General features: G+C 69.0%; 30 protein-coding genes and 2 pseudogenes. 18 read left to right on the top strand and 14 right to left on the bottom strand.

Going from position 1 to position 25,953, the window contains the following annotated elements; genetic code table 11:
• Positions 1 to 6: 6 nt before the first annotated feature.
• On the bottom strand, positions 7 to 396 hold the full coding sequence (locus BW733_RS12275; RefSeq protein ID WP_202970200.1) for a hypothetical protein: 390 nt from the start codon (positions 394 to 396) through the stop codon (positions 7 to 9).
• Between the two features lie 210 nt (positions 397 to 606).
• On the opposite strand from BW733_RS12275, the gene BW733_RS12270 reads away from it, so the two are divergent.
• A complete protein-coding gene (locus BW733_RS12270) occupies positions 607 to 1,689 on the top strand; it encodes an NADH:flavin oxidoreductase/NADH oxidase (RefSeq protein WP_077350848.1) in 1,083 nt (360 codons plus the stop codon).
• Between the two features lie 6 nt (positions 1,690 to 1,695).
• Here the strand turns inward: BW733_RS12270 and BW733_RS12265 are convergent, their stop codons facing one another.
• The 3 genes from BW733_RS12265 to BW733_RS12255 are packed head-to-tail and all read right to left on the bottom strand — an operon-like array spanning position 1,696 to position 5,610.
• Positions 1,696 to 3,099, bottom strand: coding sequence for a type III PLP-dependent enzyme domain-containing protein (locus BW733_RS12265; RefSeq protein ID WP_077350846.1), 1,404 nt, complete (start codon positions 3,097 to 3,099; stop codon positions 1,696 to 1,698).
• A complete protein-coding gene (locus tag BW733_RS12260) occupies positions 3,096 to 4,598 on the bottom strand; it encodes an FAD/NAD(P)-binding protein (protein WP_077350844.1) in 1,503 nt (500 codons plus the stop codon). Before BW733_RS12260 ends, BW733_RS12265 begins: the two co-directional genes overlap by 4 nt.
• Entirely contained in the window at positions 4,591 to 5,610 is a 1,020-nt protein-coding gene (locus BW733_RS12255; RefSeq protein WP_077350842.1) for a cysteine synthase family protein, read from the bottom strand. The genes BW733_RS12260 and BW733_RS12255 overlap by 8 nt, the downstream gene beginning before the upstream one ends.
• 421 nt (positions 5,611 to 6,031) lie before the next feature.
• On the opposite strand from BW733_RS12255, the gene BW733_RS12250 reads away from it, so the two are divergent.
• The 8 genes and pseudogenes from BW733_RS12250 to BW733_RS12215 all read left to right on the top strand — a co-directional run.
• Positions 6,032 to 6,523: a hypothetical protein gene (locus tag BW733_RS12250; protein ID WP_077350840.1), complete on the top strand. Its 492-nt coding sequence runs from the start codon at positions 6,032 to 6,034 to the stop codon at positions 6,521 to 6,523.
• A 79-nt stretch (positions 6,524 to 6,602) separates the two neighbouring features.
• Positions 6,603 to 6,761, top strand: a complete 159-nt coding sequence (locus BW733_RS18315; RefSeq protein ID WP_161490227.1) for a hypothetical protein — start codon at positions 6,603 to 6,605, stop codon at positions 6,759 to 6,761.
• A gap of 48 nt (positions 6,762 to 6,809) precedes the next feature.
• A complete protein-coding gene (gene arfB / locus BW733_RS12240) occupies positions 6,810 to 7,253 on the top strand; it encodes an alternative ribosome rescue aminoacyl-tRNA hydrolase ArfB (protein ID WP_077350836.1) in 444 nt (147 codons plus the stop codon).
• Between the two features lie 40 nt (positions 7,254 to 7,293).
• On the top strand, positions 7,294 to 7,779 hold the full coding sequence (locus tag BW733_RS12235) for an SRPBCC domain-containing protein (RefSeq protein ID WP_077350834.1): 486 nt from the start codon (positions 7,294 to 7,296) through the stop codon (positions 7,777 to 7,779).
• Between the two features lie 9 nt (positions 7,780 to 7,788).
• Positions 7,789 to 7,986 carry a hypothetical protein gene (locus BW733_RS19055; protein ID WP_202970199.1) on the top strand — a complete coding sequence of 66 codons (198 nt, stop codon included), beginning with the start codon at positions 7,789 to 7,791 and terminating at the stop codon, positions 7,984 to 7,986.
• Positions 7,983 to 8,453, top strand: a complete 471-nt coding sequence (locus tag BW733_RS12230) for a GNAT family N-acetyltransferase (protein WP_202970198.1) — start codon at positions 7,983 to 7,985, stop codon at positions 8,451 to 8,453. Before BW733_RS19055 ends, BW733_RS12230 begins: the two co-directional genes overlap by 4 nt.
• Before the next feature lie 30 nt (positions 8,454 to 8,483).
• On the top strand, positions 8,484 to 8,897 hold the full coding sequence (locus BW733_RS17930) for a hypothetical protein (RefSeq protein WP_152024695.1): 414 nt from the start codon (positions 8,484 to 8,486) through the stop codon (positions 8,895 to 8,897).
• Positions 8,898 to 9,020: 123 nt separating this feature from the next.
• Positions 9,021 to 9,377, top strand: a pseudogene (locus tag BW733_RS12215) (transposase); the annotation flags it as partial.
• Positions 9,378 to 9,408: 31 nt separating this feature from the next.
• Here the strand turns inward: BW733_RS12215 and BW733_RS18310 are convergent.
• From BW733_RS18310 to ychF, 6 genes are all read right to left on the bottom strand, one after another.
• Positions 9,409 to 9,585 (bottom strand): helix-turn-helix transcriptional regulator, encoded by a 177-nt coding sequence (locus BW733_RS18310; protein ID WP_162494729.1) that lies wholly within the window; start codon positions 9,583 to 9,585, stop codon positions 9,409 to 9,411.
• The gene (locus BW733_RS19500; protein WP_335755098.1) at positions 9,539 to 9,718 is read right to left on the bottom strand and encodes a type II toxin-antitoxin system RelE/ParE family toxin; all 180 of its coding nucleotides are present in this window, start codon (positions 9,716 to 9,718) and stop codon (positions 9,539 to 9,541) included. The genes BW733_RS18310 and BW733_RS19500 overlap by 47 nt, the downstream gene beginning before the upstream one ends.
• 212 nt (positions 9,719 to 9,930) lie before the next feature.
• The gene (locus BW733_RS12205; protein ID WP_077350828.1) at positions 9,931 to 10,389 is read right to left on the bottom strand and encodes a GNAT family N-acetyltransferase; all 459 of its coding nucleotides are present in this window, start codon (positions 10,387 to 10,389) and stop codon (positions 9,931 to 9,933) included.
• On the bottom strand, positions 10,386 to 10,721 hold the full coding sequence (locus BW733_RS12200) for a HigA family addiction module antitoxin (protein WP_202970197.1): 336 nt from the start codon (positions 10,719 to 10,721) through the stop codon (positions 10,386 to 10,388). The genes BW733_RS12205 and BW733_RS12200 overlap by 4 nt, the downstream gene beginning before the upstream one ends.
• A 33-nt stretch (positions 10,722 to 10,754) precedes the next feature.
• Complete coding sequence (locus BW733_RS12195; protein WP_237268183.1) at positions 10,755 to 10,961, bottom strand: type II toxin-antitoxin system RelE/ParE family toxin; 207 nt, start codon at positions 10,959 to 10,961, stop codon at positions 10,755 to 10,757.
• A gap of 33 nt (positions 10,962 to 10,994) precedes the next feature.
• On the bottom strand, positions 10,995 to 12,068 hold the full coding sequence (ychF, locus tag BW733_RS12190; protein ID WP_077350824.1) for a redox-regulated ATPase YchF: 1,074 nt from the start codon (positions 12,066 to 12,068) through the stop codon (positions 10,995 to 10,997).
• 391 nt (positions 12,069 to 12,459) lie between these two features.
• On the opposite strand from ychF, the gene BW733_RS12185 reads away from it, so the two are divergent.
• The 4 genes from BW733_RS12185 to BW733_RS12170 all read left to right on the top strand — a co-directional run bounded on the left by BW733_RS12185 (position 12,460) and on the right by BW733_RS12170 (position 16,451).
• Entirely contained in the window at positions 12,460 to 13,470 is a 1,011-nt protein-coding gene (locus tag BW733_RS12185) for a siderophore ABC transporter substrate-binding protein (protein WP_077350822.1), read from the top strand.
• Between the two features lie 92 nt (positions 13,471 to 13,562).
• Positions 13,563 to 14,549: an ABC transporter permease gene (locus BW733_RS12180; protein ID WP_077350820.1), complete on the top strand. Its 987-nt coding sequence runs from the start codon at positions 13,563 to 13,565 to the stop codon at positions 14,547 to 14,549.
• Positions 14,542 to 15,588 carry an iron chelate uptake ABC transporter family permease subunit gene (locus tag BW733_RS12175; RefSeq protein WP_077350818.1) on the top strand — a complete coding sequence of 349 codons (1,047 nt, stop codon included), beginning with the start codon at positions 14,542 to 14,544 and terminating at the stop codon, positions 15,586 to 15,588. Before BW733_RS12180 ends, BW733_RS12175 begins: the two co-directional genes overlap by 8 nt.
• Positions 15,585 to 16,451 carry an iron ABC transporter ATP-binding protein gene (locus BW733_RS12170; RefSeq protein WP_077350816.1) on the top strand — a complete coding sequence of 289 codons (867 nt, stop codon included), beginning with the start codon at positions 15,585 to 15,587 and terminating at the stop codon, positions 16,449 to 16,451. Before BW733_RS12175 ends, BW733_RS12170 begins: the two co-directional genes overlap by 4 nt.
• Positions 16,452 to 16,801: 350 nt before the next feature.
• Here the strand turns inward: BW733_RS12170 and BW733_RS12165 are convergent.
• The 3 genes and pseudogenes from BW733_RS12165 to BW733_RS12155 form a co-directional block, all read right to left on the bottom strand.
• Positions 16,802 to 17,218, bottom strand: a pseudogene (locus BW733_RS12165) (M18 family aminopeptidase); the annotation flags it as partial.
• Positions 17,209 to 18,198: an IS481 family transposase gene (locus BW733_RS12160; RefSeq protein WP_077350814.1), complete on the bottom strand. Its 990-nt coding sequence runs from the start codon at positions 18,196 to 18,198 to the stop codon at positions 17,209 to 17,211. The pseudogene BW733_RS12165 and the gene BW733_RS12160, both read right to left, overlap by 10 nt.
• Before the next feature lie 93 nt (positions 18,199 to 18,291).
• Positions 18,292 to 19,167 carry a zinc-binding metallopeptidase family protein gene (locus BW733_RS12155; RefSeq protein WP_161490225.1) on the bottom strand — a complete coding sequence of 292 codons (876 nt, stop codon included), beginning with the start codon at positions 19,165 to 19,167 and terminating at the stop codon, positions 18,292 to 18,294.
• Positions 19,168 to 19,268: 101 nt separating this feature from the next.
• Between BW733_RS12155 and BW733_RS12150 the strand changes: the two genes are divergently transcribed.
• The 5 genes from BW733_RS12150 to ilvA all read left to right on the top strand — a co-directional run bounded on the left by BW733_RS12150 (position 19,269) and on the right by ilvA (position 24,723).
• On the top strand, positions 19,269 to 19,760 hold the full coding sequence (locus BW733_RS12150; RefSeq protein ID WP_077350811.1) for a GNAT family N-acetyltransferase: 492 nt from the start codon (positions 19,269 to 19,271) through the stop codon (positions 19,758 to 19,760).
• A gap of 147 nt (positions 19,761 to 19,907) precedes the next feature.
• Positions 19,908 to 20,474 (top strand): riboflavin biosynthesis intermediates N-glycosidase, encoded by a 567-nt coding sequence (ybiA, locus tag BW733_RS12145; RefSeq protein WP_077350809.1) that lies wholly within the window; start codon positions 19,908 to 19,910, stop codon positions 20,472 to 20,474.
• A 118-nt stretch (positions 20,475 to 20,592) separates the two neighbouring features.
• Complete coding sequence (locus BW733_RS12140; RefSeq protein ID WP_152024694.1) at positions 20,593 to 22,095, top strand: DNA recombination protein RmuC; 1,503 nt, start codon at positions 20,593 to 20,595, stop codon at positions 22,093 to 22,095.
• A gap of 329 nt (positions 22,096 to 22,424) precedes the next feature.
• Positions 22,425 to 22,898 carry a hypothetical protein gene (locus tag BW733_RS12135; RefSeq protein ID WP_077350807.1) on the top strand — a complete coding sequence of 158 codons (474 nt, stop codon included), beginning with the start codon at positions 22,425 to 22,427 and terminating at the stop codon, positions 22,896 to 22,898.
• Positions 22,899 to 23,457: 559 nt separating this feature from the next.
• Positions 23,458 to 24,723 carry a threonine ammonia-lyase IlvA gene (ilvA, locus tag BW733_RS12130; RefSeq protein WP_077350805.1) on the top strand — a complete coding sequence of 422 codons (1,266 nt, stop codon included), beginning with the start codon at positions 23,458 to 23,460 and terminating at the stop codon, positions 24,721 to 24,723.
• Between the two features lie 214 nt (positions 24,724 to 24,937).
• Here the strand turns inward: ilvA and BW733_RS12125 are convergent, their stop codons facing one another.
• Positions 24,938 to 25,918 (bottom strand): 4-hydroxy-3-methylbut-2-enyl diphosphate reductase, encoded by a 981-nt coding sequence (locus tag BW733_RS12125; protein WP_077350803.1) that lies wholly within the window; start codon positions 25,916 to 25,918, stop codon positions 24,938 to 24,940.
• Positions 25,919 to 25,953 lie beyond the last annotated feature (35 nt).

The following is a 25,953-nucleotide window of genomic DNA, read 5'->3' as shown; positions in this document are numbered from 1 at the left end:
GCGGAGTCAGTGCCTCGCGCGCCTCGCCTCCGACATGAACACAAGGCTGTAGGCGCCGCCCGGGCGACGGTGCGTCTCGGCGTAGTCAAGGCGTGCGTAGAGGCGCAGGTTCGCGCCTCCCACCCGTGAAGAGCTCGACCGTCGTGACCGACCCGGGCAGGTGTTCTTCGACAGCGCCCTGGAGCCGTGTGCCGAGCCCCGGCCCTGCAGGTCGGGCGCGACCACCAGCCTCCCGAGCGCGGTCACGGCCGGATCCGCCAGTTCGTCGCTCCGCTCATCGAGGGTCTGGGTGAGTGGCGGCAGCGCGAGGTCGTCGTGCAGGATCGCCTCGGTCACGTAGGCGGCCCGTTGCAGGGTCATGATCTCGCCCGCATCGTCGGCCCCCAGCGTGACCACATCACCACCGATCCGCGGATCGTGGGAGGTTACCGGTCGGGGTGGACATGTCCACGCGCTACGCCACCCAGGCGGGCCGACGCGTACCGGCACACTCTTGGCACCACGTCGCTGCCCGAGGATGGGTGACTCTGTCCTGCACGGACCGTTCTTGTTGTCCGCCGTCGAGCGCAGTACGGTTTCGGCCGTACCGACGACGGGAGAAAAGACATGACCCAGAAGCTGTTCGAGCCCATCACGCTGCGTGGCGTGACGGCGCGCAACCGGATCTGGATTCCACCCATGTGCCAGTACTCGGTCCTCAAGCACGACGGCGTGGCCACCGACTGGCACATGGTCCATCTCGGGGGCCTTGCCCGTGGCGGCGCGGGCGTGGTCATCGTCGAGGCCACCGGCGTGACGCCCGAGGGGCGGATCTCCCCCAAGGACCTCGGCCTCTGGAACGACGAGCAGCGCGACGCGCTCGCGCCGATCGTCTCGTTCATGCACTCCATGGGGGCGAAGGCGGCGATCCAGCTCGCCCACGCTGGCCGCAAGGGCGGCGTCTGGCCCGAGTGGGGACCATGGGGAACGGACCGCCACGGCAGCCTCGCGCCGGAAGACGGCGGCTGGGAGACCGTCGCCCCGTCCGCGATCGCCTTCCCTGGCCTCGCCGTGCCCCGGGCCCTCGATCAGGCGGGGATCGACGGCGTCGTCGCCGCCTTCCGCGCGGCGGCCCGCCGCGCCATCGAGGCCGGCTTCGACATGGTTGAGGTGCACGGCGCCCACGGCTACCTGCTGCACGAGTTCCTCTCCCCGCTGAGCAACCAGCGCACCGACTCGTACGGCGGCTCGCTGGAGAACCGGGCGCGCCTGCTGCTCGAGGTCACCGACGCGGTCCGATCAGAGGTCGGCGACGCGGTTCCCGTCCTTGTCCGGCTGTCGGCGACCGACTGGACCGACGGCGGCCTCACCATCGACGACACCGTCCAGTTCGTCTCGTGGCTGAAGGAGCGTGGCGTCGACCTGATCGACGTCACCACCGGAGGCAACGTGATCGCCCAGATTCCCTCCGGGCCGGGCTACCAGGTGCCGTTCGCGTCGGAGATCCGGCACCGCACCGGGGTCCCGACTGCGGCGGTCGGCATGATCAACGAGCCCTTCCAGGCGGAGCAGATCTTGGTGACCGGCCAGGCAGACGTGGTGCTGCTCGGCCGCCAGACGATGCGCGACCCGAACTTCCCGATCCGCGCCGCGCAGATCCTCCGTCACCCCGAGCCCCCGATCCCGCCCGCCTACGCACGGGCCTACTGAGCGGGATCAGCCCGCGTCGATGTCGTCGAGCCTCCAACCTTCGCCCGTGTGCACCAGGTTCCTGGCGAGCGGCAACTGGTGGGAGGCGCTCTCGAGGATGTGCATCAGGTAGCCGCCGGTGTTGAGGAACGCGACGGTGTCGTTGCGCGAGACGCCCTGCGGGAAGCTGAGCCTGCGGCGCAGCAGCAGCTCCTCCTCGATGCAGTAGGCCCCGACCAGGAAGGCGTCGTCGACCTGCCTTGGCGTGTCGGCGTCGGGATCGCGGACGAGGCGCGGGTCGAGCAGGACGTCGGCCGAGGTGGAGCGCAGCTGCGTGCGGTTCATGTGGAGGCCGACGAGCGGCTCGCCGTCCCGGCTCGTCTTGGTGAACGCGACGCTGGCGAGCGTCATGCCGCATCCGTCGAGCACCGAACGGCCGGGCTCGCAGCGAAGCTCGAGCCCACGCTCGACCAGTTCGGCCGCGACCGTCCTTCCGTCGAGTTCGTCGTCGAGGATCGAGCCGAGCCATTCGCCGCGGACGATCTCCTGCCAGTACGGGTACAGCGCGGGTGAAGGTCGCTCGGAATCGGGGTCGACGAGGCCGAGCCGGTCGCCGCGCCAGGTGAGCCGACCATCGCTGTCGGCGTCGAGGGCGTGCCAGAACTGGCGCCACTGGCTGCCGCTGCGCAGGTAACTCATCGGGACGCCGCCGCCCATGTCGATGAAGCTGACACGATGCCCGAGCTCGCGCAGCCGGTCGACCAGCGAGCAGGCCTCACGCAGCGCGACGGCGCGTTCCTGCGCCGAATAGCCGTTGAGATGGAAGTGGACGCCGCACACCTCGACTCCTTGGCCGGGGCCGTGAGCGCTGCCGAGGGCCGCGACCCAGGCGTCGGCGGTCTGCCCGAACCTCGAGTCTGGGATCCGCGGGTCGGCAGCCGCCATGCGCAGCGCCACCGCGGCAGGCGCCTCCGCGAGGCGGAACACGTCGTCGAGCTCGTCGCGGTTGTCGAGGCTGACGACCACCCCCGCGGTGAGCGCGGTCCGCAGGAGCTCGTCGGACTTGACGGCCGCCGAGACGATCAGAGCGTCGGGGGCGACCCCCCGGTCGAGGCACTGGGTCAGCTCGCGCAGCGAGGCGACATCGATCCCGTGCCCGGCCGCCATGGCGGCGTCGACCAGGCCGAGCGACTTGTTCGCCTTGCGCGCCACGAACACCCGGCAGGTGAGGCCGCGCGATCCGGCGGCCTCGACGAGTTCGCTCGCGTTGCGCGCGAGGGGCGAGAAGTCGTGCAGGTTGACCGGCGAGCCGTGCTCGCGCAGCAGGCCGCGGCAGAGCGTCGGGTCGGCGAGCACGTCCTCCATCCAGGCCTCGGTGCGGGCGGTCAGCGGGACCACCCCGTGGCAGAGGGACTCTGTCTGATCGGTCACGTGTGGGCCCTTCCGGTGGTGCGGTGCCGCTCGGCGATGAGGTGGGCGAAGCGGCGCGGCTCGGGGTGCAGGCTCCGCTGGAGGGAGTCGTGGTCGAAAATCGGGCCTTCGGTCGGCCGGCCGAGCGCGTACAGCCCCGGGGTCGCCGAGCCGTCGGCGCGGAGGCAGCGGGCCGAGTCGTCGGTGAGGATGCCCGGCTCACCCGGTCTGACGGTGACCTGGCCTGCCCGCAGGAGGACGGGCCACGGCGCGGGGGCGTTCGCGACGGCCTGCTCACCGAGCGGCGCGCCCCAGGGCCGAGGCGCCTTCAGCACGCCGGGGCCGGGGGTGACCGCGTCGACCTGCGCTGGCTCTGAGGGGTCGTGGGTCCAGGCGAGCAGGCCCGCATCCATGAGGGCGGCGAGCCTGGCGACCGTTGCACGGGGCGGGCCGAAGGCCCACCGTTCCAGGCGGCGGCGTCTGGCCGAGAACCTCTCCCAGGTGACGGGGTCGCGGGGGCGGTGGGCGAGCGAGCCGACCACGTCGGGATAGCCTGCCGCCCAGGTTCTCCCCCACCACCACGCCGGGTCGTCATCGAGCCGACCGGCTGCACGGTCCAGGTCCTCCGCCCAGCGCGTCCGTACCCGGGAGGTGAGCTCACCCAGCCCGGGAACGGGCCTCCACACCGCTGCGACCTGGGCAGGGTCGAGCGCGATGCCTGCCGACTCCGCGCCCGCCACGACGGCGTCCTCCATGACCGACCACCACCGGTCGTCCGGCACGCCGTGCAGACGCCGCGTCTGGGCGCGCACGGCGTCGACCATCTGGTGATCGCTGTGCTCCGGCTTCGGCAGCATCGGCTCTCCCGAACGGGAGGCAAGGACGATGCGTTCGGGCTCGCGGCCCGAGGCGACGTAGCGCTCCCCTTCCCAGCGTCCGCCGCGGCCGACGGTGAGGCCGGCCACGACGTCGAACGCGGTCAGGGCGGCTCCGCGGACGACGACGACACCGTCGGCCGAGCCTCCGGCGATGGCGCTGTGGTCGGGCATCGACCCTTCGGCGTGGCCGGTGCACAGCAGCACGCGCCGCGCGAGGTGCGTCTCGTCACGGGTGTCGACGGCCCAGCCCTCAGCGCTGGGGCGGACGGCGAGCGCCCGCGCCTGTGCGTGGCGAAGCGCCAACCGCGGCGACGCCTCGAGGCGCTGGTAGACCCACCGGAGGTACCTGCCGACGCGGTTGCGTGGCGGATACTTCTCCGCCTCGTCGCCGAGCCACTCGAGAAGGGAGAGCGGCACCGATGGGCACCGGAAGTCGACGATCCCGGAGCCGACGTTCATCAGCAGGTGGTCCGGCTGGTCGGGGTCCCAGACGGCTCCAGCACCCGGGAGGTACGGCTCGATCAGCACGACATCGAGCGGGCGAACGGCAGGCTCGCCCATCAGGGCGGCGTCGAGCTCGACCAGCGCCCTGATGGCGCTCGGACCTGCGCCGACGATGAGGAGGTCGGCAGGCTCAGCCATGGCGTGCGAAGGGGTTCGGGCGGCTCGGCACCTCGAGCGCCCTTTCCGCAGCGTCGATCTCGCCGCGGACCCAGTCGTCGTTGTAGAGCGTTGGGAGATAGGCCGTTCCCCCGTCGTGGACGAGCATGGCGACCACCTCGTCGTTGTGGAAGCGGTCGAGGTCCCTGCCGATGGCCGCGACTATGGCTCCGGTGGACGCGCCTGCCAGGATGCCCTCGCGCCGTGCGAGCAGGCGGGCGCCGCGGACCATGTCGGCCTCGTCGACGCGGGCCACGGCGTCCGGGGAGGCGAGCTCCGAGAGCCGCGGCACGATGCCCGCTCCGAGGCCCGGAAGTCGCCGCTCCCCCGGCTCGCCTCCGAAGAGGACCGAGCCCACGGAGTCGACGCCGACCAGGCGGGTCGCCCAGCCGTGCTCGTCGATCGCGCGCTGGCAGCCGAGCAGGGTGCCCGTGGTGCTCATCGCCACGTAGAGATGATCGGGCGCGCGGCCACCGAGGGAGTCGACCAGTTCCGGAAGGGTCGAGTCGTGATGGGCGCGCGGGTTGTCCTCGTTGCCGTACTGGTTCATCGTGACCGCGCCGCTGCGCTCTTCGAGCAGATCGGCGACCCGTTCGATCCGTGCCCGCAGCCGGTTGCCGTCCTCAGGGGTGGCGACGTTGACGATCTCGGCACCGTAGGCCTCCATGACGCGGCAGGCAGCGACGTTGGCCCGCTCGTCGACGACCGCCACGAAGCTGTAGCCATCGACGGCGCACTGGCGGGCGAGCGCCATGCCGAGGTTGCCGGAGGTCGACTCGATGACGGTCCCGCCCGGTTCGAGGCCGCCGGAGTCGACGAGGCCCTTCAGCAGGAAGGTGGCCGTGCGCTCCTTCGTGCTGCCGGAGAGTTGGAGCAGGTCGAGCTTGGCGTGGAGCTCGACCCTCGCCCCCGGGAAGAGCCGTTCGAGCCGGGTCGTCGGCGTGGGAAGGTAACCGAGGTGGGCGGAACCGCCAGCGCTGCGGGGCTCAGCCATCGAGGCGGCCACCGGTGGAGGGAGAAGGCCGCACGGCGGCCCCGGCCGTGACGGCTGACTTCGTGTGCATCCCTCCACCCAACCACACCCCACCAACCGGTGCCACGATGTGCCGCGAGTCCGCCTGGCGGGAGTCGGATGCACCGGGGCGGCTCCTTCTGCTGACATCGCACGCGCCGCCCCGCAGGCGGGACCCGCACAACTCGGTCCGCCGACCCGCTGGTCCCTCACTGGGCACCGACAGCGGTCCGGGCTAGAGCGTGAGCCGACGATGCACGCGCGCTGCAGGCTCCTCAACCGGGGGCTGGTCAGACCCGCAGGGCGATCCGTGTGATATCGGCGTGATTGACGCAGCGCCCCAGTTCAACGGTTCGTAGGAAGCAAGGCGGGGCAGATCCCGTGGGCACGGGAGGCACTCATCGTGCTGCGTGAGACGGCGTCGCGGTACGGCGCGACCGTCACCTACGCCGACCTCGCCGAGGCCGTGCAGCACCGCAGCGGCGTCCACACCCACGCGCAGCAGCGCACCTGGCTCGCCCAGGTGCTCAAGCTCGTGGCGGCCGCCTGCCACGGCCGCGGCCTTCCCCCGCTGACGGCGCTGGCGGTCAACGCGCAGGACGGCCGCGTCGGCGTCGCCTATGACTCGGTCCTGCAGCTGACCGGCGAGCCGCCGTTCGCGACCAAGTCGGAGCGCGAGCGTCACGCCGCGGCGTCGCGCCTCGCCTGCTACAAGGCCTACTGCGACGAGATCCCCGAGAACGCGGCCCCGGTTGTGGCACCGATTGCCAAGGCCGCCCCGGCCGCGGTCAGCGCCCCACGCAAGCCCCAGCCGGTCGAACTGCGCGCGCCCGTGTGCCCGAGTTGCTTCCTCGAGATGCCGCTGATGGGCGGCGGTTGCCCCAACTGTGACTGACGTCGCCGACCGACGTTCCTCGGCCGACGTCTCAACCGCCGGCGCCCCCGACCTCGGGAACTTCCCTAGGCTGGGCGCCGTGACTCACCAACCGCCGCGCTCAGCTCCCGCCATGGGGCTCATCCGCCTGCTCGCCGCACTCTTCGCTGCCGGCTCCGTCGTGTGGGCGGCCAGCCACTACCGCGGCTTGATCCTGCGCCACAGTGCCCATGAGGCCGACCCGCGTGGGCAGGGCTGATCGTCAGCCGGTTGGCGTGCGCGGCGACTTCGGGGGCAGACTCGAGGCATGGACGACCTGCAGGTGCCTCCCGGCCCCGGGCTTCCGCGCGGACTCACCGTCCCGGCGCGGGAGCTCGATGAGCAGTTCTCTCACGCGTCCGGCCCAGGCGGGCAGGGCGTCAACACGACCGACTCAAGGGTCCAGCTCAGCCTCGACCTCGCCACCACGACGGCTCTGAGCGACGCCCAGCGGGCCAGGGCTCTGGTCAGCCTCGCCAACCGCCTGAGCGGAACCACGATCACCATCAACGCGGCAGAACACCGCTCCCAGTTGCGGAACCGGACCACGGCGCGGCTCCGCCTCGCCGCCCTCCTTCGTGAGGCCCTCGCGCCCCCGCCTGCCGTCCGGCGGCCGACCCGTCCGACGCGGGGGTCCCAACAGCGACGGCTCGCCTCGAAGCGGCGAAGAGCCGAGACCAAGCGCGACAGGCAGCGGCCCGGGCTCGACTGATCGCGCGAAGAGACGGCGGGAGGCTCGTTACCCTTGGACCGTGCCGCTCACCTCATTTGACAGCCTCGACCCGACTGTGCGGATCCGATGGCGCGTCGCGACCACGCCGCAGCGGCTCTGGGCTGGCCTGACCGAGCCCCGGATGCTCGGACTCTGGCTCGGCACGCTCACCTCGGGAAGCATCGCGCCGGACGCGAGCTTCGTCGTCGACCACGGCGGCGGCTATGCATGCCGCTCCACCGTCAGGTCCATGCGGACGCCCTTCTCGCTCGGCTACAGCTGGCGGTTTCCCGACGAGCAGGACACCGACGTCACGTGGGGCCTCGAGGAGGACGGCGACGGCACCGTCCTCACGATGAGCCACGCGGGACTCGGCGGCCTGAGCCGCTCCTACCGGGACGGCTGGCTGACCCATCTCACCTTCCTGGAGGCGGCAGTCATCGGCCATCCGCTACCGCGCGACATGTTCTGGCCGCTGCACGGCACCTTCGCCGCCCTGCACCCGACTGGGACAGACCCGGCGTAGCGTCGCGGCATGGCCACCATCACAACCCACCCGGCCACCTCGTCGCGCTGGGACGACCTGCAGCACGCCCTCAGCGCTGGCGGCGACGGACGCGGGTGCCAGTGCATCTGGCCCGTGCTGCGCGACCGGGACTGGAACCGCACGACGCTCGTCCAACGGCGCCAACTTCTACACGACGAGGTCGACGACGGTCCGGCCCCGGAGTGATCGCCTACGTCGACGGCGACGCCGCGGGCTGGGCCCGGATCGGCCCGAGGCCCGGGCAGCAGCGCATCGTCCACACCCGCGCGATCGTGAGGGCGACCGGGGAGCCCCTCGACGATGACGGCGTCTGGTCGCTCACCTGCTTCGTCGTGCGCACCCAGTACCGAGGTAGGGGTCTGAACTCGGTGCTGCTCGCCGCCGCCGTCGACCTCGCCGAGCGATCGGGGGCGCGGATGATCGAGGCCTATCCGGTGGACACCTCACGCGGCGAGCACCGCCCGAACGACCTCTACCACGCGACGCTGTCCACCTTCGTGTCCGCGGGCTTCACCGTCGGCCTCGCGCTGACGGGTGGACGCGTGCTCGTCTCTGCCGCTCGGCCAGACCTGAACCCGCGCGACGACCGATTGTCCACAGGTTCGCACTACTTGCCTTGTCAGGGCCACGCCGCGCGGGCGGGGCGTGAATAATGGCGTCAAGGCAACGTGAGAGGCATCCCCATGAGCACCAACGCGATCGCGACCCTGATGGGCACGCTGGTCAACCTGATCGACGAGCACCAGGCAGACGTCGGTCACCCGCTGGCCGACGACTGGGAGTCCCTGGCTCTGGTCGCGGAACTCGACGACAAGGGCGACCTCGCCACGGCGCACGGCTTCGCGTACGGGCCCGACGACAGCTGGACCGAGGCGATCTCCGTCGACCCGAAACTGGTGGCAAACGACCTGGAGGCGTTCCTCAACCAGCGATACCCGGACGGCCAGGAGCGACCGGTGAAGCTGCTGTTCCAGTTGCGGCTCACCGACGGCACCTACGCCGTCGCGTACGAGGACACCGACCGCGGACGATGGGCCGTCTCACCCACCTCCGCCGACCAGGTCCGCGAAGAGTTGCGTCCCTCGTTCGACGACTGAGCCCGGCCCAGCCGAGGCCGGGCACGTAGCCGGCGCGGCCGTCCCAGGTTCCGTGCTCCGCGAGTGGCCGGAACCGCAGGGTGGTGAACTCGTGGTGGAAGGCGCGACGCTCACGCTCGGCCATGGCTGGACTACGTCGACGGCAAGCTCCCCGACGCGTTCGAGCACCTCGACACCGCCAGGGCGGACATCCTCGCCTTCACACAGTTTCCCGAAGGGCTCTGGCAGCAGATCTGGTCCAACAACCCGAACGAGCGGCTCAACCGCGAGATCCGCCGCCGCACCGACTCCGTCGGAATCTTCCCGAACCGCGACGCGGTCATCCGCCTCGTCGGCGCCGTCCTCGCCGAGCAGACCGACGAATGGGCCGAAGGGCGCCGTTACCTCGGCCTCGACATCCTCGCCAAGTCCCGCCTCACCCTCATCCCCGACACCGGAACCGAGGAGGTGAGCGACCCCATCCTCGAACTCAGCGCCTAACAGACACCAACAACTGAAGGATCACCAACGGCTACACCACCTCCCGGGACTTGACCCGCGGTGGCACACCGATCGACACGGCGAGCTTGTTCTGAGTGATCCCGAAGCCCTCGATGAAGTCCTCCATCAGGATCTCCCCGGGGTGGATCGGCTCGATCAGATCACCCTCGGTGGTAATCGACGAGTTCGACACCTTCCGCACCTCCATCTCTCCAGACGAAGCAGAGACGCCACTGCGCGTTCACGTGGATGCTGTGATGCCCACGACGGTCACCGACGAGCCGCTCCAGGCGGTTACCCGGCGGGATACGGAGGTCCTCGACGTCCCTTGCGGCATGGATCAGCTCGAGCTTCCGCAGAGTCGCCGCTGCACGGTGCGATCAATGCGCTTGACGTACTGCTCATGCCAGATCCGCTCGGTGTCCTTGCTCCCGAACGATCTGATCACGAACTCAGTGTATGACGGAGTCCGTCATTAACGCTAGACGTTAAACCGGAACTCCACCGAGTTCCGGCACGGACCAACCTCGGTCGTTCGGGCTCCGCAAACCTTTCAGAGCTCCGCTCTCATGGCGACCGAGCCATTCACGACGAAACCGGCCTTTTCGTAGATGCCTCTTCCGTCTTCCGTGGCCATCAACTCGGCGCGCCGCACACCGGTCTGGCGCGCCCATTCCAGCACTGCCTCGAACGCCGCCGAGCCGTGTCCGTTGCCACGATATGACGGAAAGGTGCAGACATTGTTGATGAGGATGTCGCGCCCGGTCGGGCACGTCGGGGACGGTGCTGCGTCACGAATCGCACCGACGGCCGAAGCCACGACCACGCCATCACCCTCGACCACGAAGATCCCGAAATCAGGGTGGTCCAGTCGCGCCTCGAACCAGTCATGAACCGCAGCGCGCCAGGATCCTCCGGATGCATCAACGCCCATCGCAGCGAACATCTCGGCTCGCAAATCCACAAGCGCCGCAACGTCTGCCGCCATCGCGCGACGAACCCGCATGGTCATGCAACCTTCAGCGGCGTGATCGCCGCGACCTGGTCGCGCAGTGCGCGCCGCTCAAGCCGCAGCTCGTAGTTCGACTGCAGATTCATCCAGAACTCCTCGGACGTACCGAAGTAGCGCGCCAGTCGGATCGCCGTGTCCGCAGTGATCCCGCGCTTGCCGTGCACGATCTCGTTGATCCGCCGCGGCGGCACCCCGATCGACACTGCCAACTTGTTCTGCGTGATCCCGAGCCCCTGGATGAAGTCCTCCATCAGGACCTCCCCCGGGTGGATCGGCTCGATCAGATCGGCCTCAGTGGTAGTCGACGAGTTCGACATCTTCTGCACCTCCATCTCTCCAGACGAAGCAGTGACGCCATTGCGCGTTCACGCGGATGCTGTGCTGCCGCGTCGGTCGCCGACCAGACGCTCCAGGCGGTTTCCAGGCGGAACCCGGAGTTCCTCGACATCCTTCGCCGCATGAATTAGCTCGAGCTTCCGCAAGGTCGCCCTCTGCACCGTCCGGTCAACGCGCTTGACGTACTGCTCATGCCAGATGCGCTCGGTGTCCTTGCTGCCGAACGATCTGATCACTCGACCAGTGTATAACGGGGTGCGTCATTGACGCTAGACGTTAAAGCGGAACTCCACGACGTCGCCGTCGGCCATGATGTAGTCCTTGCCCTCGAGGCGGACCTTGCCTGCGGCCTTCGCGGCGGCCATCGAGCCTGCTGCGACGAGGTCGTCGAAACTGACGACCTCGGCCTTGATGAAGCCCTTCTGGAAGTCGGTGTGGATCACGCCGGCGGCCTCGGGTGCCGTCGCACCCTTCTTGATCGTCCAGCCGCGCGACTCCTTGGGGCCTGCGGTGAGGTAGGACTGCAGGCCGAGGGTGTCGTAGCCAACGCGGGCGAGCACGTCCAGGCCAGGCTCCTCGACACCCATCTCGGCGAGGAACTCGCGGGCCTCGTCCTCGTCCATCTCGACGACCTCGGACTCGAACTTCGCGTCAAGGAAGATCGCCTCGTTGGGGGAGACGAGGTCGCGCATCTTCTGCTTGAGGCCCTCGTCGCCGAGCTCGTCCTGGTCGCAGTTGAAGACATAAAGGTATGGCTTGGCGGTGAGCAGGTGGAGCTCGTACAGCTCGTCGAGGTCGAGGCCCGCTGCACGGACACCCTTGCCCGCCTCGAGCGCGTCCTTCGCGGCCTGGAAGGCCGCAGCCTTCGGCTGCGACTCCTTCTTGATCCGGGCTTCCTTCTCGATGCGCGGCAGCGCCTTCTCGACCGTGGCGAGGTCGGCGAGGATCAGCTCGGTGGTGATCGTGTCGATGTCGTTGGCCGGGTCGACCTTTCCGTCGACGTGGGTGACGTCGTCGTCGGTGAACACGCGGGTGACCTGGCAGATCGCGTCCGCCTCGCGGATGTTGGCGAGGAAGGCGTTGCCCATGCCCTCACCCTGCGAGGCGCCCTTCACGATGCCCGCGATGTCGACAAAGCTGACGGTCGCCGGGACGATGCGCTCGGAGTTGAACACCTTCGCCAGCTCGGGCAGGCGCGCGTCGGGGACGCCGACGACGCCCACGTTCGGCTCGATCGTCGCGAACGGGTAGTTCGCGGCGAGCACGTCGTTACGGGTCAGCGCGTTGAACAGGGTCGACTTGCCGGCGTTGGGGAGGCCGACGATTCCGATGGTAAGTGCCACGAGCAATGAGCTTACCGGCCACTCCTGAGCGGAACGAACCGACCGCGGGCGTCCCGTCGAGGGACGGCAGGCCGCCTGTGGCGTGCACAGATCTACGGTGAGCGCGGAACGTGCCGATAGTGGCACGAGTCTCGCTCCTCGTAGATCTGTGCACGAGAGCGCCGTGCGGCTGGCCGGAGGGGACAGGTCAGCCCCGGGAAGGAACCCTCACCAGCGCGGGCAGCCCGATAGGAACGGTCGCTTGGAGACACCGTGTCATTTTGGTTCAACTTGCATTCCCTAAATTGATGAGGTTAGGGTTGCCTAAGTCGAGCATCGACGACGGGCCACCGGCAGCGACCGGGGCAAAGTCGCCAGCCGACCCGGAAGCCACCCGAGCTGAAAGATACTGATGGACTTCACGAGGCCCTTCGCCCCCGCCGCCCTCGCACTCGCCGCCGCTGTCACCCTGGTCGGCTGCGGAAGCCAGACCCCCGCCGACACCTCCTCCCCGAGCGCAGCCGCCTCCACCTCGGCCGACGCCCCCGCCTCGGTCACCGTCGAGGACAACCGCGGAGAGCAGACCGTCACCACGCCGCCGACCTCGGTCGCCGCGTTCGACAACCGCACGTTTGAGACCCTCAACGACTGGGGTGTGAAGCTCAGCGTCGCCGCCGTCGGCCTGATGCCCGCGACGAACCCCTACAAGGAGGACTCCTCCATAGCCGACGTCGGCACTCACAACGAGCCGAACCTCGAGCTGATCGTCCCCGCCGACCCTGACGTCGTCATCATCGGCCAGCGCTTCACCCAGTTCTACGACGACGTCGCCGCGCTCGTGCCCGACGCGACCATGATCGAGCTCGACCCGCGCGACGGCGAGCCCTTCACCGACGAGCTCAAGCGCCAGGTCACCGTCCTGGGCGAGGTGTTCGGCAAGCAGGACGAGGCCAAGCAGCTCACCGACGACTTCGACGCGTCCCTCGAGCGGGTGAAGGCCGCCTACGACCCGGCCCAGAAGGCGATGGCGATCAACGTCTCCGGTGGCGAGATCGGCTACATCGCGCCCGGCAAGGGAAGAACCCTCGGCCCGATCTTCACCGACGCCGGCCTGACGCCCGCGCTCGAGGTCGAGGAGTCCTCCGACAACCATGAGGGTGACGAGATCTCCGTCGAGGCGATCGCGGCGTCGAACCCCGAGTGGATCCTCGTCATGGACCGCTCGGCGGCGGTCGACGCAGACAACCCCGAGTTCAAGCCGGCGGCCGAGGTCATCGAGGCCTCCGAGGCGCTGAAGAACGTTCCGGCCGTCCAGAAGGGCCAGATCGTCTACATGCCAGCCGACACCTACACCAACGAGTCGATCCAGACCTACACGGAGTTCCTCAACGACTTCGCGGACGCCCTGGAGGCGGCCAAGTAAGGCTGGCTCACTTTGTTGCCACACCGCTTCAGTGGTGGCCCGGGACACCGGGCCACCACTGTGGCGGTTTCTGAACCAGCGCGAGACCGGACATGACGACCACGACTCTTCCCCACCCGCCCAGACAGCGGGCAAAGCTCTTCGACCCCTGGCTGATCGTCGGCATCATCGTCGTCGCCGGCCTCCTCGTGGTCTCCCTCTTCACCGGCGTCTACGACGTCGTCGGCGGACAGGACGGGGCCGAGATGTTCGCCATCACGCGCATCCCACGGACCGCCTCCCTCGTCCTGGCAGGCGGGGCGATGGCCATGTCAGGCCTCGTCATGCAGTTACTGACGCAGAACCGCTTCGTCGAGCCGACCACCACAGGCACCACGGAGTGGGCCTCGCTCGGCCTCTTGGCCGTGATGGTCGTGTTCCCGCAGGCGACGATGTTCATGAAGATGAGCGGCGCGATCCTGTTCGCCTTCATCGGCACGCTCGTGTTCTTCCTCTTCCTCCGCAGGGTCTCGCTCCGCGCCTCCCTGATCGTGCCGATCATCGGCATCATGCTCGGGGCGGTCGTCGGCTCGATCACCACGTTCTTCGCCCTGCAGACCAACATGCTGCAGAACCTCGGGGTCTGGTTCGCGGGCAGCTTCACCTCGGTCTACAAGGGCACCTACGAGCTGATGTGGATCGTGCTCGCCGTCGCCGTCGCCGTGTTCATCGTCGCCGACCGGTTCACCGTCGTCGGCCTCGGGCAGGACATCGCCACCAACGTCGGGGTCAACTACAACCGGATCGTCCTGCTCGGCACCGCCCTGATCGCGGTCGCGACAGGTGTGGTGACGGTCGTGGTCGGCAACCTGCCGTTCCTCGGCCTGATCGTGCCCAACATCGTGTCCATGATCCGCGGCGACGACCTGCGCTCCAACCTGCCGTGGGTGTGTCTGACGGGGATCGCCATCGTCACCGTCTGTGACCTGATCGGCCGCACCATCATCATGCCGTTCGAGGTGCCCGTCTCCCTGATCCTCGGGATCGTCGGCTCCGTCGTCTTCGTCCTTCTCCTGCTGAGGCAGCGCCGCAATGGCTAGCACCGTCGACCCCATCACCGAGCCGCTGCTCGACCTCCAGCGCACCAGCCGCCCCCTCGGCACGCCGCGGGCACGCCGTCGCTACTTCATCATCCTCGGCACGCTGATCGCGCTATCGCTGCTGTTCGCCTACGGCCTGCTCGCCTGGAACAACCCCATGCCGTTCGGCACAGACGGGTTCTGGCGGATCGCCGAACGCCGCTACAACAGCGTCATCGCGATGGTCATCGTCGCCTTCTGCCAGGGCATCGCGACGGTGGCGTTCCAGACGGTCGCCAACAACCGCATCATCACCCCGTCGATCATGGGCTTCGAGTCGCTCTACCGCGCGGTGCAGACCTCCGCCGTCTACTTCCTCGGCGTCGCCGGCCTGATCTCGATCCAGGGGCTGGCCCAGTTCGGGCTCCAGATCGCCCTGATGGTCGGGCTGGCGCTCGCCCTGTACGGCTGGCTCCTTTCCGGGAAGTACGCGAACCTGCAGGTGATGCTGCTGGTCGGCATCGTCATCGGAGGCGGGCTCGGCTCGGTCTCGACCTTCATGCAGCGGCTGCTGACGCCGAGCGAGTTCGACGTCCTGTCTGCCCGGCTGTTCGGCAACGTCTCCAACGCCGACCCGTCCTACTACCCGCTCGCCATCCCGCTCGTCGCCGTCGCGGGTGGCCTGCTCTGGGCGAAGGCGAAGCGGCTGAACCTGATGTCGCTCGGCAAGGAAACGGCCACCTCGCTCGGCCTCGACCACCGTCGCGAACTGATGCAGGTGCTGTTTCTGGTCTCGATCCTGATGGCCGTCTCGACGGCGCTCGTCGGGCCGATGACCTTCCTCGGCTTCCTCGTCGCGACCCTCAGCTACCAGCTGGCCGACACCTACGACCACCGCTACATCTTCCCGATGGTCATCCTGACGGCGTTCGTCACCCTCGCGGGCGCCTACTTCGTCATGCGCAACATCTTCTCCGCCCAGGGCGTCGTCTCGATCATCATCGAGGTCGTCGGCGGCACCTTGTTCCTCATCGTCATCCTCAGAAAGGGACGTCTGTGATCAACCTCACCGAAGTGCTGAAGCAGTACAGCAGCGAGGTCGCCATCGGCCCCGTCGACCTGACCATCGCCGAGGGCGGCATCACCGCGCTCGTCGGCCCCAACGGTGCGGGCAAGTCGACCCTGCTGACGATGATCGGACGGCTCCTCGGCATGGACGCCGGCTCGATCGAGATCGCCGGCTACGACGTGACGAAGACCAAGTCGAAGGACCTGGCAAGGATCGTGTCGATCCTGCGGCAGGAGAACCACTTCATCACCCGCCTGACCGTGCGCCAGCTCGTCGGCTTCGGCCGCTTCCCGCACTCGAAGGGCCGGCTGAGCGTCGACGACGAGAAGGCGATCAGCCAGGCGATCGACTTCATGAAGCTGGCCGACCTCGAGAACCGCTACCTCGACCAGCTCTCTGGCGGTCAGCGGCAGCGCGCCTACGTCGCGATGGTGCTGGCCCAGGACACCGACTACGTGCTGCTGGATGAGCCGCTCAACAACCTCGACGTGTCGCACTCCCACGCCATGCTGCAGACCCTGCGCCGCGCTGCGGACGAGCTGGGCAAGACCATCGTGATCGTCGTGCACGACATCAACTACGCCTCCTGCTGGGCCGACCAGATCGTCGCCATGAAGGACGGGAAGGTGCGCGCGATCGGCACGCCTGCTGAGATCGTGCAGCGCGACCTGCTGCGCGAGGTGTTCGACCTGGACATCGAGGTCGCGGAGTTCCGGGGGCGCAGGATCGCGCACTTCTACCTGCCCGTTCCGATGTGCGACCACTGCCACAAGGCCGTCGGGGACGGCTGCTGCCTCGACGGCTCGCCGCACGTCGACGGACCAGTCGCGTTGACGCTGCGGATGCCCGCCTGACGGTCGCGCCCTTCCCGGACTCTCCGCGCCCGGCCCCGCCCAAGCGCGACCAGGGTCACCCGTCCTGCGGGGTCCCGCGTGCACAGATCTACGGTGAGCGCGACTCATGCCTCTATTGGCACCAAGCGCGCTCCTGACAGATCTGTGCACACCAACCGCCGTCGGCCCCGTCGGCTCCGTCGACAGCACCAGGGCACGCCCCCGCGTCACCCGTTCCGCGGACCACGCGTGCACAGATCTACGGTGAGAGCGACACATGCCTCTATTGGCACCAAGCGCGCTCCTGACAGATCTTTGCACGTCATCGGCCAACCGCTCCCCGTGCCGGAACGAGAATGGGCGGGACGGTCTCAGTTCCAGTAGGCGCGTGCCGCGCGGGCCAGGTACCACGGGTCGTCGACACCGCAGAGCTCGCGGGCCGAGTGCATCGACAGCAGGCCGACGCCGACGTCCACCGTCGTGATGCCGAGCCGGGTCGCCGTGATCGGGCCGATCGTCGAACCGCACGGCACGCCGTTGTTCGACACGAACGGCTGAGTCGGCACGCCCGCCTCGTCACACACCGACAGCCAGAGTGCCGCGCCGACGGCGTCGGTCGCGTAGCGCTGGTTGGCGTTGATCTTGAGCAGCGGGCCGCGGTTGGGCAGCGGCTGGTTCATCGGGTCGTGGTGGCCCGGGTAGTTGGGGTGGACGACGTGGCCGGTGTCGGCGGAGATGCAGGTCGAGCGGGCGATCATGGCTCGCGTGCCGTCGAGGCCTAGTTGTTCACCCCGGATAGGTTGGGTACGCGCGCGGCTGGGGGATGTCCCTTGAGCGCGGTGTGGCCTCGGTGGTGATTGTAATGGTGCAGCCATTGGTCGAAGGCGGCGACTCGCTGGGTTTCGGAGGTGTAGGGCTGGGCATAGGCCCATTCCTCGAGCATGATGCGGTTGAACCGTTCGACTTTGCCGTTGGTTTGGGGTCGGTAGGGGCGGGTGCGTTTGTGTGTGATGTCGTCGCCGAGAGCCTTTTTGAAGGCGTTGGAGCGGTAGCAGGCGCCGTTGTCAGTCAAGACTCGTGTCACGGTGATCCCGGCGGCGTTGAAGAAGGCGTTGGCGCGTTGCCAGAACGCGGCGGCGGTTTCCTTCTTCTCGTCGGTCAGGATTTCGCTGTAGGCCAAGCGGGAGTGGTCGTCGACGGCGTTGTGGATGTAGGCATACCCGGGCCGGCGGTTCGTGGCGGTTCTGGTCTTGTTCCGGGTACCCGCGGCACGGCCCAGCACTTTGTGGCCGCCGCCGTCGGGGATCCGGCCGAGTTTCTTGATGTCGACGTGGACCAGGTCGCCGGGGGCGGCGTGCTCGTAGCGGCGTTTCTCGGCGCGTGAGGTTTTGATCCTGGCTCCGGTAGCAGGATCGGTCCATCGCAGGGGTGGGCAGCCGTAGCGCCTGATGACCTTGTGGACCGTCGAGGGGTTCAGGTGAAGGTGGTAGGCGATCCGGGCCGGGCCCCAGCGCTTGGTTACACGCAACCCGACGATGCGACGCTCGGTGCGCTGCGAGAGTTGATGCGGGCAATGCTTCGGGCGAGAGGACTTGTCGACCATCCCGGCCAGGCCCTGTTCGCGGTAACGCTGCGCCCAGCGGCGGGCGGTGTTGACCGCGACACCGAAACGTTCCGCGGCTCGCCGCAGGGTCCAGCCCTGGTCAACGACGAGCTGGGCCAGGTGCAGACGTCCGGTTTCGGTGAGTATGGCGTTACGGTGGGGCATGGAAGACCTCTGTTTCGTGAAATGGGTTCTGTCGTAAGTCCCACACTTCACTCAGAGGTCTTCCCCTATGTCCAGCAGACCCGCCGCGCGTACTCAATCTCCGTGGTCAGTACACCGTCCGTAGCCGGCCGCGATCCGCTCGAGGGCGTCCTGAAGGATCGGACCCGCCGCACCGGAGGGGGTGGCCGAGCCGACCTCCTCGTGGTCGAACGCGGCGAAGACGGCGACGTCGCGGCCGGTCGACTCCACCGACTCCATGGCGGTGAGCGCGGCGTGCGTGCAGGCGAGGTTGTCGAGCCTTCCCGAGGCCAGGAACTCGCGCTCGACGCCGATCACGCCGGGGCGTTGGGTGTCGAAGACGAACAGGTCGTGGAAGGCGACGTCCTCCCCCTTCACGCCGATCAGCGATGCGAGGTGCTCGATCAGCGGCTGCTTCAGGTCGACGGCCAGGATCGGCTGGGTGTGGGCCTGCTTGTCCAGCTTGAGCCCGTCGTTGGCGCCGCGGTCGAGGTGGATGGCGAGCTGCGGGATGCGCGCGATGGGGCCGGTCCTGACCAGGTGGGTCTCACCGTCTCGGGTGACGATGCGGCCCGCGACGCCGAGGTCGCGGTCGAGCCACGAGTTGATCAGCGGGCCCCCGTAGATCTCGACCCCGAGTTCCACCCAGCCGGCGCTGCGCAGCAGGGCCCCCGGCTTGACCTTGAAGCTCGGCGAGTCGGTGTGGGTGCCGACGATCCGGAACCCGGCCTTGGGGGCCAGTTCCTCAGGCGCGACCCAGGCGATGACGGCCCCGTCCCGGACGACGAACCGTCGACCCGTGACCGACTCATAGGAGGCGCGCTCGTCGACCTGCTCGAACCCTGCCTGGCGCAGCCGCACGGCGATCTGGTCGGCTGCGTGGTAGCTGGTGGGCGAGGCGACGACGAAGTCGGCCAGGTCGTCGATGTGGGTCTGCGCGGAGTCGAACATGGCCATCAGGCTATCCCAGCGGCGAGACGCCCTGCCCGCTAGGCTTCCGCGCATGTTCCGTTCCTGAGCCGTCCCCAACCGTCAGACCTCAAGGAACCACAATGCCAAGCGACCTGCGCGTCCTCACCCTCCCAAGCAGCCACCTCGCGGCCGCGAGCCCAGATGTGCGCCCCGTCACGGCAGGCGACGCGCTCGACCTCGCCGTGTCCTACCTCGCCGCCTACCCTCCCTTCATCGGCGCCACCGACCTCCCCTCTGCACGCGAGGAGATACGTGCCAGCTTCGCCGGCGAGTACGGCGAGCTCATCCCGGACGCCTGCCTCGGCCACGTGCACGAGGGCGTGGTCATCGGCGCGATCTTCACGACCACCCACTCGATCTGGGACGACCTGCCCGGTCCCTTCGTCATCGACCTGTTCGTCCGTCCCGGACACCGGGGCCGCGGCATCGGCAGGGCCCTCGTCGAGGCCGCGATCGCCGCCTGCGCCGAGCTCGGTGCTGCGACGGTGTCGCTGCGCGTCGGCGAGGGCACCGATCCCGCGGCACACCGGCTGTACCGGCGGCTCGGCTTCGTCGATCCGGCCTCCGGCTGACCGCGGATGCCAGGTGAAGGGCGCGGCCGCACGGTTGGCTGCTCCCGTCCGCAGAAGGTGTAGCGCCCTCCGGCTGGCTGGGCACCGGCATCGTCGAGTTCCATGAACAGCGCCCACCGCGGGCAGCGCGGCTCGTACGCTTCAGCCATGACGACACCCAGGGAACGCGTCCTCCTGGATCAGGCGATCGCGGGCGCGGTCGATGGGCTCGACCCGCTGCTCTTCTGGGGACATGCAGAGAGCCACGGACGCGTCACCCAGGCCTGCCTCAGCCAGTGGTACCCCGCGAGGTTCACCGTCGACGGGGTCCACTACACCACCGCGGAGCAGTACATGATGGCGGGCAAGGCCCGCAGGTTCCGCGACGACGAGGTGCTCGCGAGGATCCTCGCCTCGGACTCCCCGAGGCAGATCAAGCAGCTCGGGCGTCAGGTCCGCGGCTTCGTGGCACGCGACTGGGAGGAGACGAGGTTCGCGATCGTCGTCGAGGGAAATGTGGCGAAGTTCGGTCAGAATCCCGACCTGCGCGACTTCCTGCTCGACACAGGTGACCGGCTCATCGTCGAGGCCTCACCTGTGGATGAGGTCTGGGGCATCGGTCTGCGCGCGACCCACGCACGGGCCCGCGATCCCCGGCAGTGGCGGGGGCTCAACCTGCTGGGCTTCGCCCTCATGGAGGCGCGAAGCATCCTCCGCGCCGGAGACGACGACTGAGCCCGTTGCCCCAGGGCGACCACCCCGCCGTCTCGTGACCCTTCAGCTGACCTTGAGGTTGGACGGGCGCAGCCGCGCGGCGCGCAAATCTGTCTGAGGCCTCTGCTCAGATGGGGTCATGGAAGCACTCGCCGTCCTGCTCTGCCTGCTGGCCCTCCTGCTTGGCGCCGTCGCCGGGTTCGTGTTGGGCAGGCGCACCTCCCCCGCTGCGGCCCAGCCCGCCGACGGCCAACTCGCGTTGAGCGACGCGCGCCAGGACGCGGCGACGGCAAGGGCCGAGGCGAGCCGGGCGCGCGAGGACGCCGCGATGGCGAAGGCGGAGATCGCCCAGCACCTCGCAGAGAAGTCCGAGCTGCGGGTCGCGGTGTCAGAGGCACAGCGGATGGTGGCCGAGGCCCGCAGCGAGACGGCCGACGCCGCCGCCCAGATCGCGTCTGCGACGGCGCAACGCGACGCCGCCGTCCAGCGGGCGAGCGAACAGGTCCGCGATCGGGAGGCCCTCGTCGCGCAGTTCAAGTTGCTGTCGGCGGAGTCGCTCGAGCGGCAGGGGCGGGAGGCCGAGCAGGTCGCCGAGCACAGGTTCAAGGCGACCGAACAGCTCGTCGGCCCGCTCAGCGAGGGGCTGCGGCAGATGCAGGAGAAGCTGCAGGCGGTCGAGACGGAGCGGGCGAGGATGGCGGCCGAGCTGGGTGAGCAGGTCAACACCCTGCGCCTGTCCGGCGACGCGATCCGTCGCGAGGCGCTGAGCCTGAGCAACGCGCTGCGTACCCCGCAGGTGCGCGGCTCGTGGGGTGAGAGCAGCCTCAAGCGCATCGTCGAGATCTCCGGCCTCACCGAGCGCTGCGACTTCGACACGCAGCACACCTATGTCTCCGACGACGGCAGGTTCCGTCCCGATCTGCGGGTCAATCTTCCCGCGGGCAAGGTCATCTTCGTCGACGCGAAGGTGCCGCTCGCCGCCGTGCTCGACGCGTACAACACCGAGGACGAGGCCCGCCAACGCGCACACCTGCAGACCTTCGCCAGGCACGTCCGCACCCACATCGACCAACTGTCGGAGAAGAACTACTGGCAGCTCGACGTCGGGTCGCCCGAGTTCGTCGTGCTGTATCTGCCGAGCGACGAGTTCTACCGGCTCGCCCTCGAGCAGGCCCCCGACCTGCACGACCACGCCACCCGTAGGCACATCGTCCTGGCCTCCCCCGGCCTCCTGATCCCTCAGCTGCAGATCGTGGCGAACGGCTGGAAGCAGGTCGCGGTGACGGAGACGGCTGCCCAGGTCTCCCGGCTCGGCCGCGAACTCTACGAGCGGCTCGCCACGCTCGGCGCGCACTTCGACAAGCTCGGCCGGTCACTCTCGGGCGCGGTGACCAACTACAACAAGTCGGTCGCGACCCTCGAGAGCCGCGTGATGGTCTCGGCCCGCCGTTTCCGCGACCTCGAGGTCACCTCCGAGGAGCTCGACCAGGTGCAGACCGTCACCGAGACTCCCCGCCAGCTCGCCGTCGCCGAGATGCTCGACTACCAGGAGCGCCGCGACCGCGAGGCCGAACTGCTGGCACGGGACCCTCGGCTGCTGGAGTCCCCAGGGGCACCGGTCCACGAGCGCGAATCCGGCTGAGGCAGCCGGAGGGCCGTGAGTTCCTGTCCGCGTTCTTCCGACCCTGCGCCGGGACGATCTCTCCTCACCGCGGCCCTTCGATCGCCTTCCTGCGGGCGTTCCGATGCGCTGCACGGACGCCGCCCTCTGCTGTGGCCGGGCGGTTCCGGGGCTGTGCGTGAGGCCGGTGGTCGCTGCTGCCTTGAGCACTTTTCCGGGTTCGTTCAGCCTGGACGGACATCGACTGCAGACGATGCCCGATTCTCATCAACGAGTCCGGAAAAGTGCTCATCACACAGGGCCGGGCCGTGTGAGCTCCACAGCCCCTGTCACGCATGGTTCACTGGAGCATGAACCTGCGCATGCGGACGCTCGGCCCGCCCATCGGGCTCTCGATCGCGGTCTGGGGCCTTGTCGCCGCAGTTCCTGCCGTCTCCTGGGTGTACGGCTCCCTCTTCTGGGTGGTCGTCGCGCTGTGTGCGGGGTGGGGGCTCGCCTACGCGACGCGTCCCGTCACCCTGAACCTCTCGCTCATCCAATTGGTCAGCCTGATGGTCGTGACCGCGGTCGCGGCAGCGGTCGACGCGAACGACCCCACCATGCTGATGGCCGGCATGCTCGGCTGGCTCTGGTGGGCGCTGTGGATGGTGCCTGTGTTTGTCGTCCAGCGCCTCATGCTCGGCCCGGCGCAGGATCCGCGGCGGGCTCCCGACCCATCGCAGTCGCCTGAGGAGGACACCGAGCAGGACGCGAACCAGCACGGTTCGGACCCGCTCCTCACCGCCGAACCGGTGGACGAGCCCCAGGACTCGCCCAGACCGTGAGCCCCCGGCTCACCCCTCGGCTCCTCCCAGCGCCGGATCGGGCGCTCAGCGCGGACCGCTGCTCGATGCGCGAGCCAGACGCCGAACGCCCAGCCGCGCGAGGCGTCTGCCCAAAGCGCGAGGTCCATGGCGCAGCAGTTGAGCTCGACGATGGGCATGCGACGGTGGACGTGATCGCGCCGACCACACCGAGCCGGATCACGCCGCACGCCACGTCGACGGTGAGGGCGTCCGCGATGAACATCGGCACCGGCTTCTCGTCGAGCAGGATCCCGCGCGGTCGATCGACCCGCGGCCGACCATCTCGGTTCCTTGGACAGCCTCCGCCGGCGACGCCGCGCGAGGCGTCGTCGAAAGGTTTCGCCACGACCGCGAACCGTCTCACGAGCCTTGGCCAAGACCACAGCAGCCACCGGGTCCGTCATCCCACAGCGACCGGGCTTTCCGCCATCCACACCGCCCCGGGTGCTGGCCTGCCACTGCGCCAGACCGACGCCCCCGCGGCCGGCGCAGGTGGGCATCCTTGGCCCGTCAACGCACTGGGCGCAAGAATGGAGCCATGCCCACCCTGACGGACCTCGCCGACCAGATCCCCGCCGCCGTCACCCGGCTGACCGGTGTCGTGCACCTGACCCCGGTGCAGCTCGACCACCGGCTCACCGAGGCGACCGGGTCGGAGATCTGGCTCAAGCGCGAGGACCTGCAGCCCGTCCGCTCCTACAAGCTGCGCGGCGCCTACAACCTGATGAGCCAGCTCACCGACGACGAGAAGGCCATGGGCGTCGTGTGCGCCTCGGCCGGCAACCACGGCCAGGGAGTCGCCTACTCCGCCGCGGCGCTCGGGATCAAGGCCACGGTCGTCGTCCCGCACACCACCCCACGGCAGAAGCGACAGCGCATCCTGGCTCTCGGCGCCGGGCACGTCGAACTCGTGCTGCACGGCATCACCTACGACGAGGCATCCGACGAGGCGTCCCGTCTGGCGGATGAGGGCAAGATCCTCGTCCCGGCCTTCAACGACGCCCGCACCGCCGCCGGCCAGGCGACGCTGATCGTCGAGGCTTTCGACCAGCTCGGCTTCGTGCCCGATGTCGTCGTGCTGCCGATCGGCGGAGGCGGCCTCGTCTCGGGCGCATCGGCCTGGCTGCGCACCCACCACCCCGAGGTGCGGATCATCGGCGTCGAACCCGAGGGAGCGCCGTGCGTCGCCGCTGCCATCTCCGCCGGTCGCCCCGTGACCCTGAACGACATCGACACCTTCGTCGACGGCGCAGCGGTGCGCCGGGTCGGAGACTTCACCTTCGAGGCGATCCGCGAGGCCCGGATCGAGCTGGCGAGGGTTCCTGAGGGCCAGATCTGCACTGAGATGCTCGATATGTACCAGACCGACGGCATCATCGCGGAGCCAGCAGGCGCCCTTGCCGCGGCGGCCCTTCCGACCGGTGGGATCGGCCCCCGGGTGCAGATCCCGACGGGATCACGCGTGCTGGTCGTCGTCTCGGGAGGCAACAACGACGTCTCGCGCTACGCGGAGGTCGTCGAACGCTCGCTCATCCACGAGGGCCGCAAGCGCTACTTCCTGGTCGACTTCCCCCAGCGCCCGGGCGCGCTGCGCACCTTCCTCGTCACCGTCCTCGGCCCCGACGACGACATCACCTACTTCGAGTACGTGAAGCGCAACAACAGGGAGACCGGCCCGGCGCTGGTCGGCGTCGAGCTCGGCAACCCGAGCGACTACCCGTTCCTGTTGCAGCGCATCGAGGAGTGCGGGATGCAGGCAGAAGAGGTCGCCTACGACAGCCCGTTCTTCCAGTTCCTCACCTGAGGCCGCCTGCCGCGGACCCCGCCCGCCCGCCGTCGCGAGGTGGCAGAAGCCACATCCGCGTCGCCATGCCCGGGACCTCTGGCGGCGCAATGCCCGACGAGCGCGCCAATGCGTCGCCGAGCGCTACGCGCGGCCTCGTCTCGCGACCCGGTTCGGGCGCGACGCGGGCGGACGGTTCGATAGCGGAGCGTGCCCTGTCCGCCGAGCCGGGAGCTCAGTCGTTGACGGCGGAGCGGCGCAGGTCCTTGCGCAGCTCGGGCGGGAGCGCGAACTGGAGCGTCTCCTCGGTCAGGCGCTCCTCGACGGCAGCCGGGAAACCCTTCGACTGCAGGTAGTCGAGGACGCCCTGCACCAGGTCGTCGGGCACCGATGCGCCGCTCGTCACGCCGACCGACTCGACTCCCTCCAGCCATGCCTCGTCGATCTCGGAGGCGTTGTCGACGCGGTAGGACGCCTTCGCGCCCGCCTCGAGCGCGACCTCGACGAGGCGAACCGAGTTGGAGGAGTTCTGGGAGCCGACCACGATCATCAGGTCACAGCCTCCGCCTGCGATCTGCTTGACGGCGAGCTGGCGGTTCTGCGTGGCGTAGCAGATGTCGTCGGAGGGAGGATCCATCAGAAGCGGGAACTTCTTCCGCAGCCGACCGACCGTCTCCATCGTCTCGTCGACCGAGAGGGTGGTCTGGCTCAGCCAGGCGAGGTTCGTTCCCTCGGGAATCTCGAGGGAGTCGACATCGTCGGGGGTCTGGACGAGGGTCGTCTGCTCGGGCGCCTCGCCCATGGTCCCCTCGACCTCTTCGTGACCCGCGTGGCCGATCAGCAGGATCTGGGTGCCCTGCGAGGCGAAACGCTTCGCCTCGTGGTGGACCTTCGTGACGAGCGGGCAGGTGGCGTCGATGGTCTTCAGCGAACGCTCCGCCGCCTCGGCGTGCACCGCGGGCGAGACACCGTGGGCGGAGAAGACGACGGTGGCGCCCTCGGGCACCGACTCGAGTTCCTCGACGAAGATGGCGCCGCGGGCCTCGAGGGTCTCCACGACATGCTTGTTGTGCACGATCTGCTTGCGGACGTAGACGGGCGGCCCGTACAGATCGAGCGCCTTCTCGACGGTCACGACCGCACGGTCCACACCCGCGCAGTACCCGCGCGGTGCGGCGACGACGACTCGTTTGGTGGTCTCTGTGGCGCTGCTCATGGCTCCAGTCTAGGTGAGAGCGACCGGACGCCCTT

It is taken from the genome of Tessaracoccus flavescens (genome assembly GCF_001998865.1).
In the GTDB taxonomy this organism is placed as follows: domain Bacteria; phylum Actinomycetota; class Actinomycetes; order Propionibacteriales; family Propionibacteriaceae; genus Arachnia; species Arachnia flavescens.
Note: the sequence above shows the minus strand (reverse complement) of the source record. Positions and strands in the feature narration are given on the sequence as shown.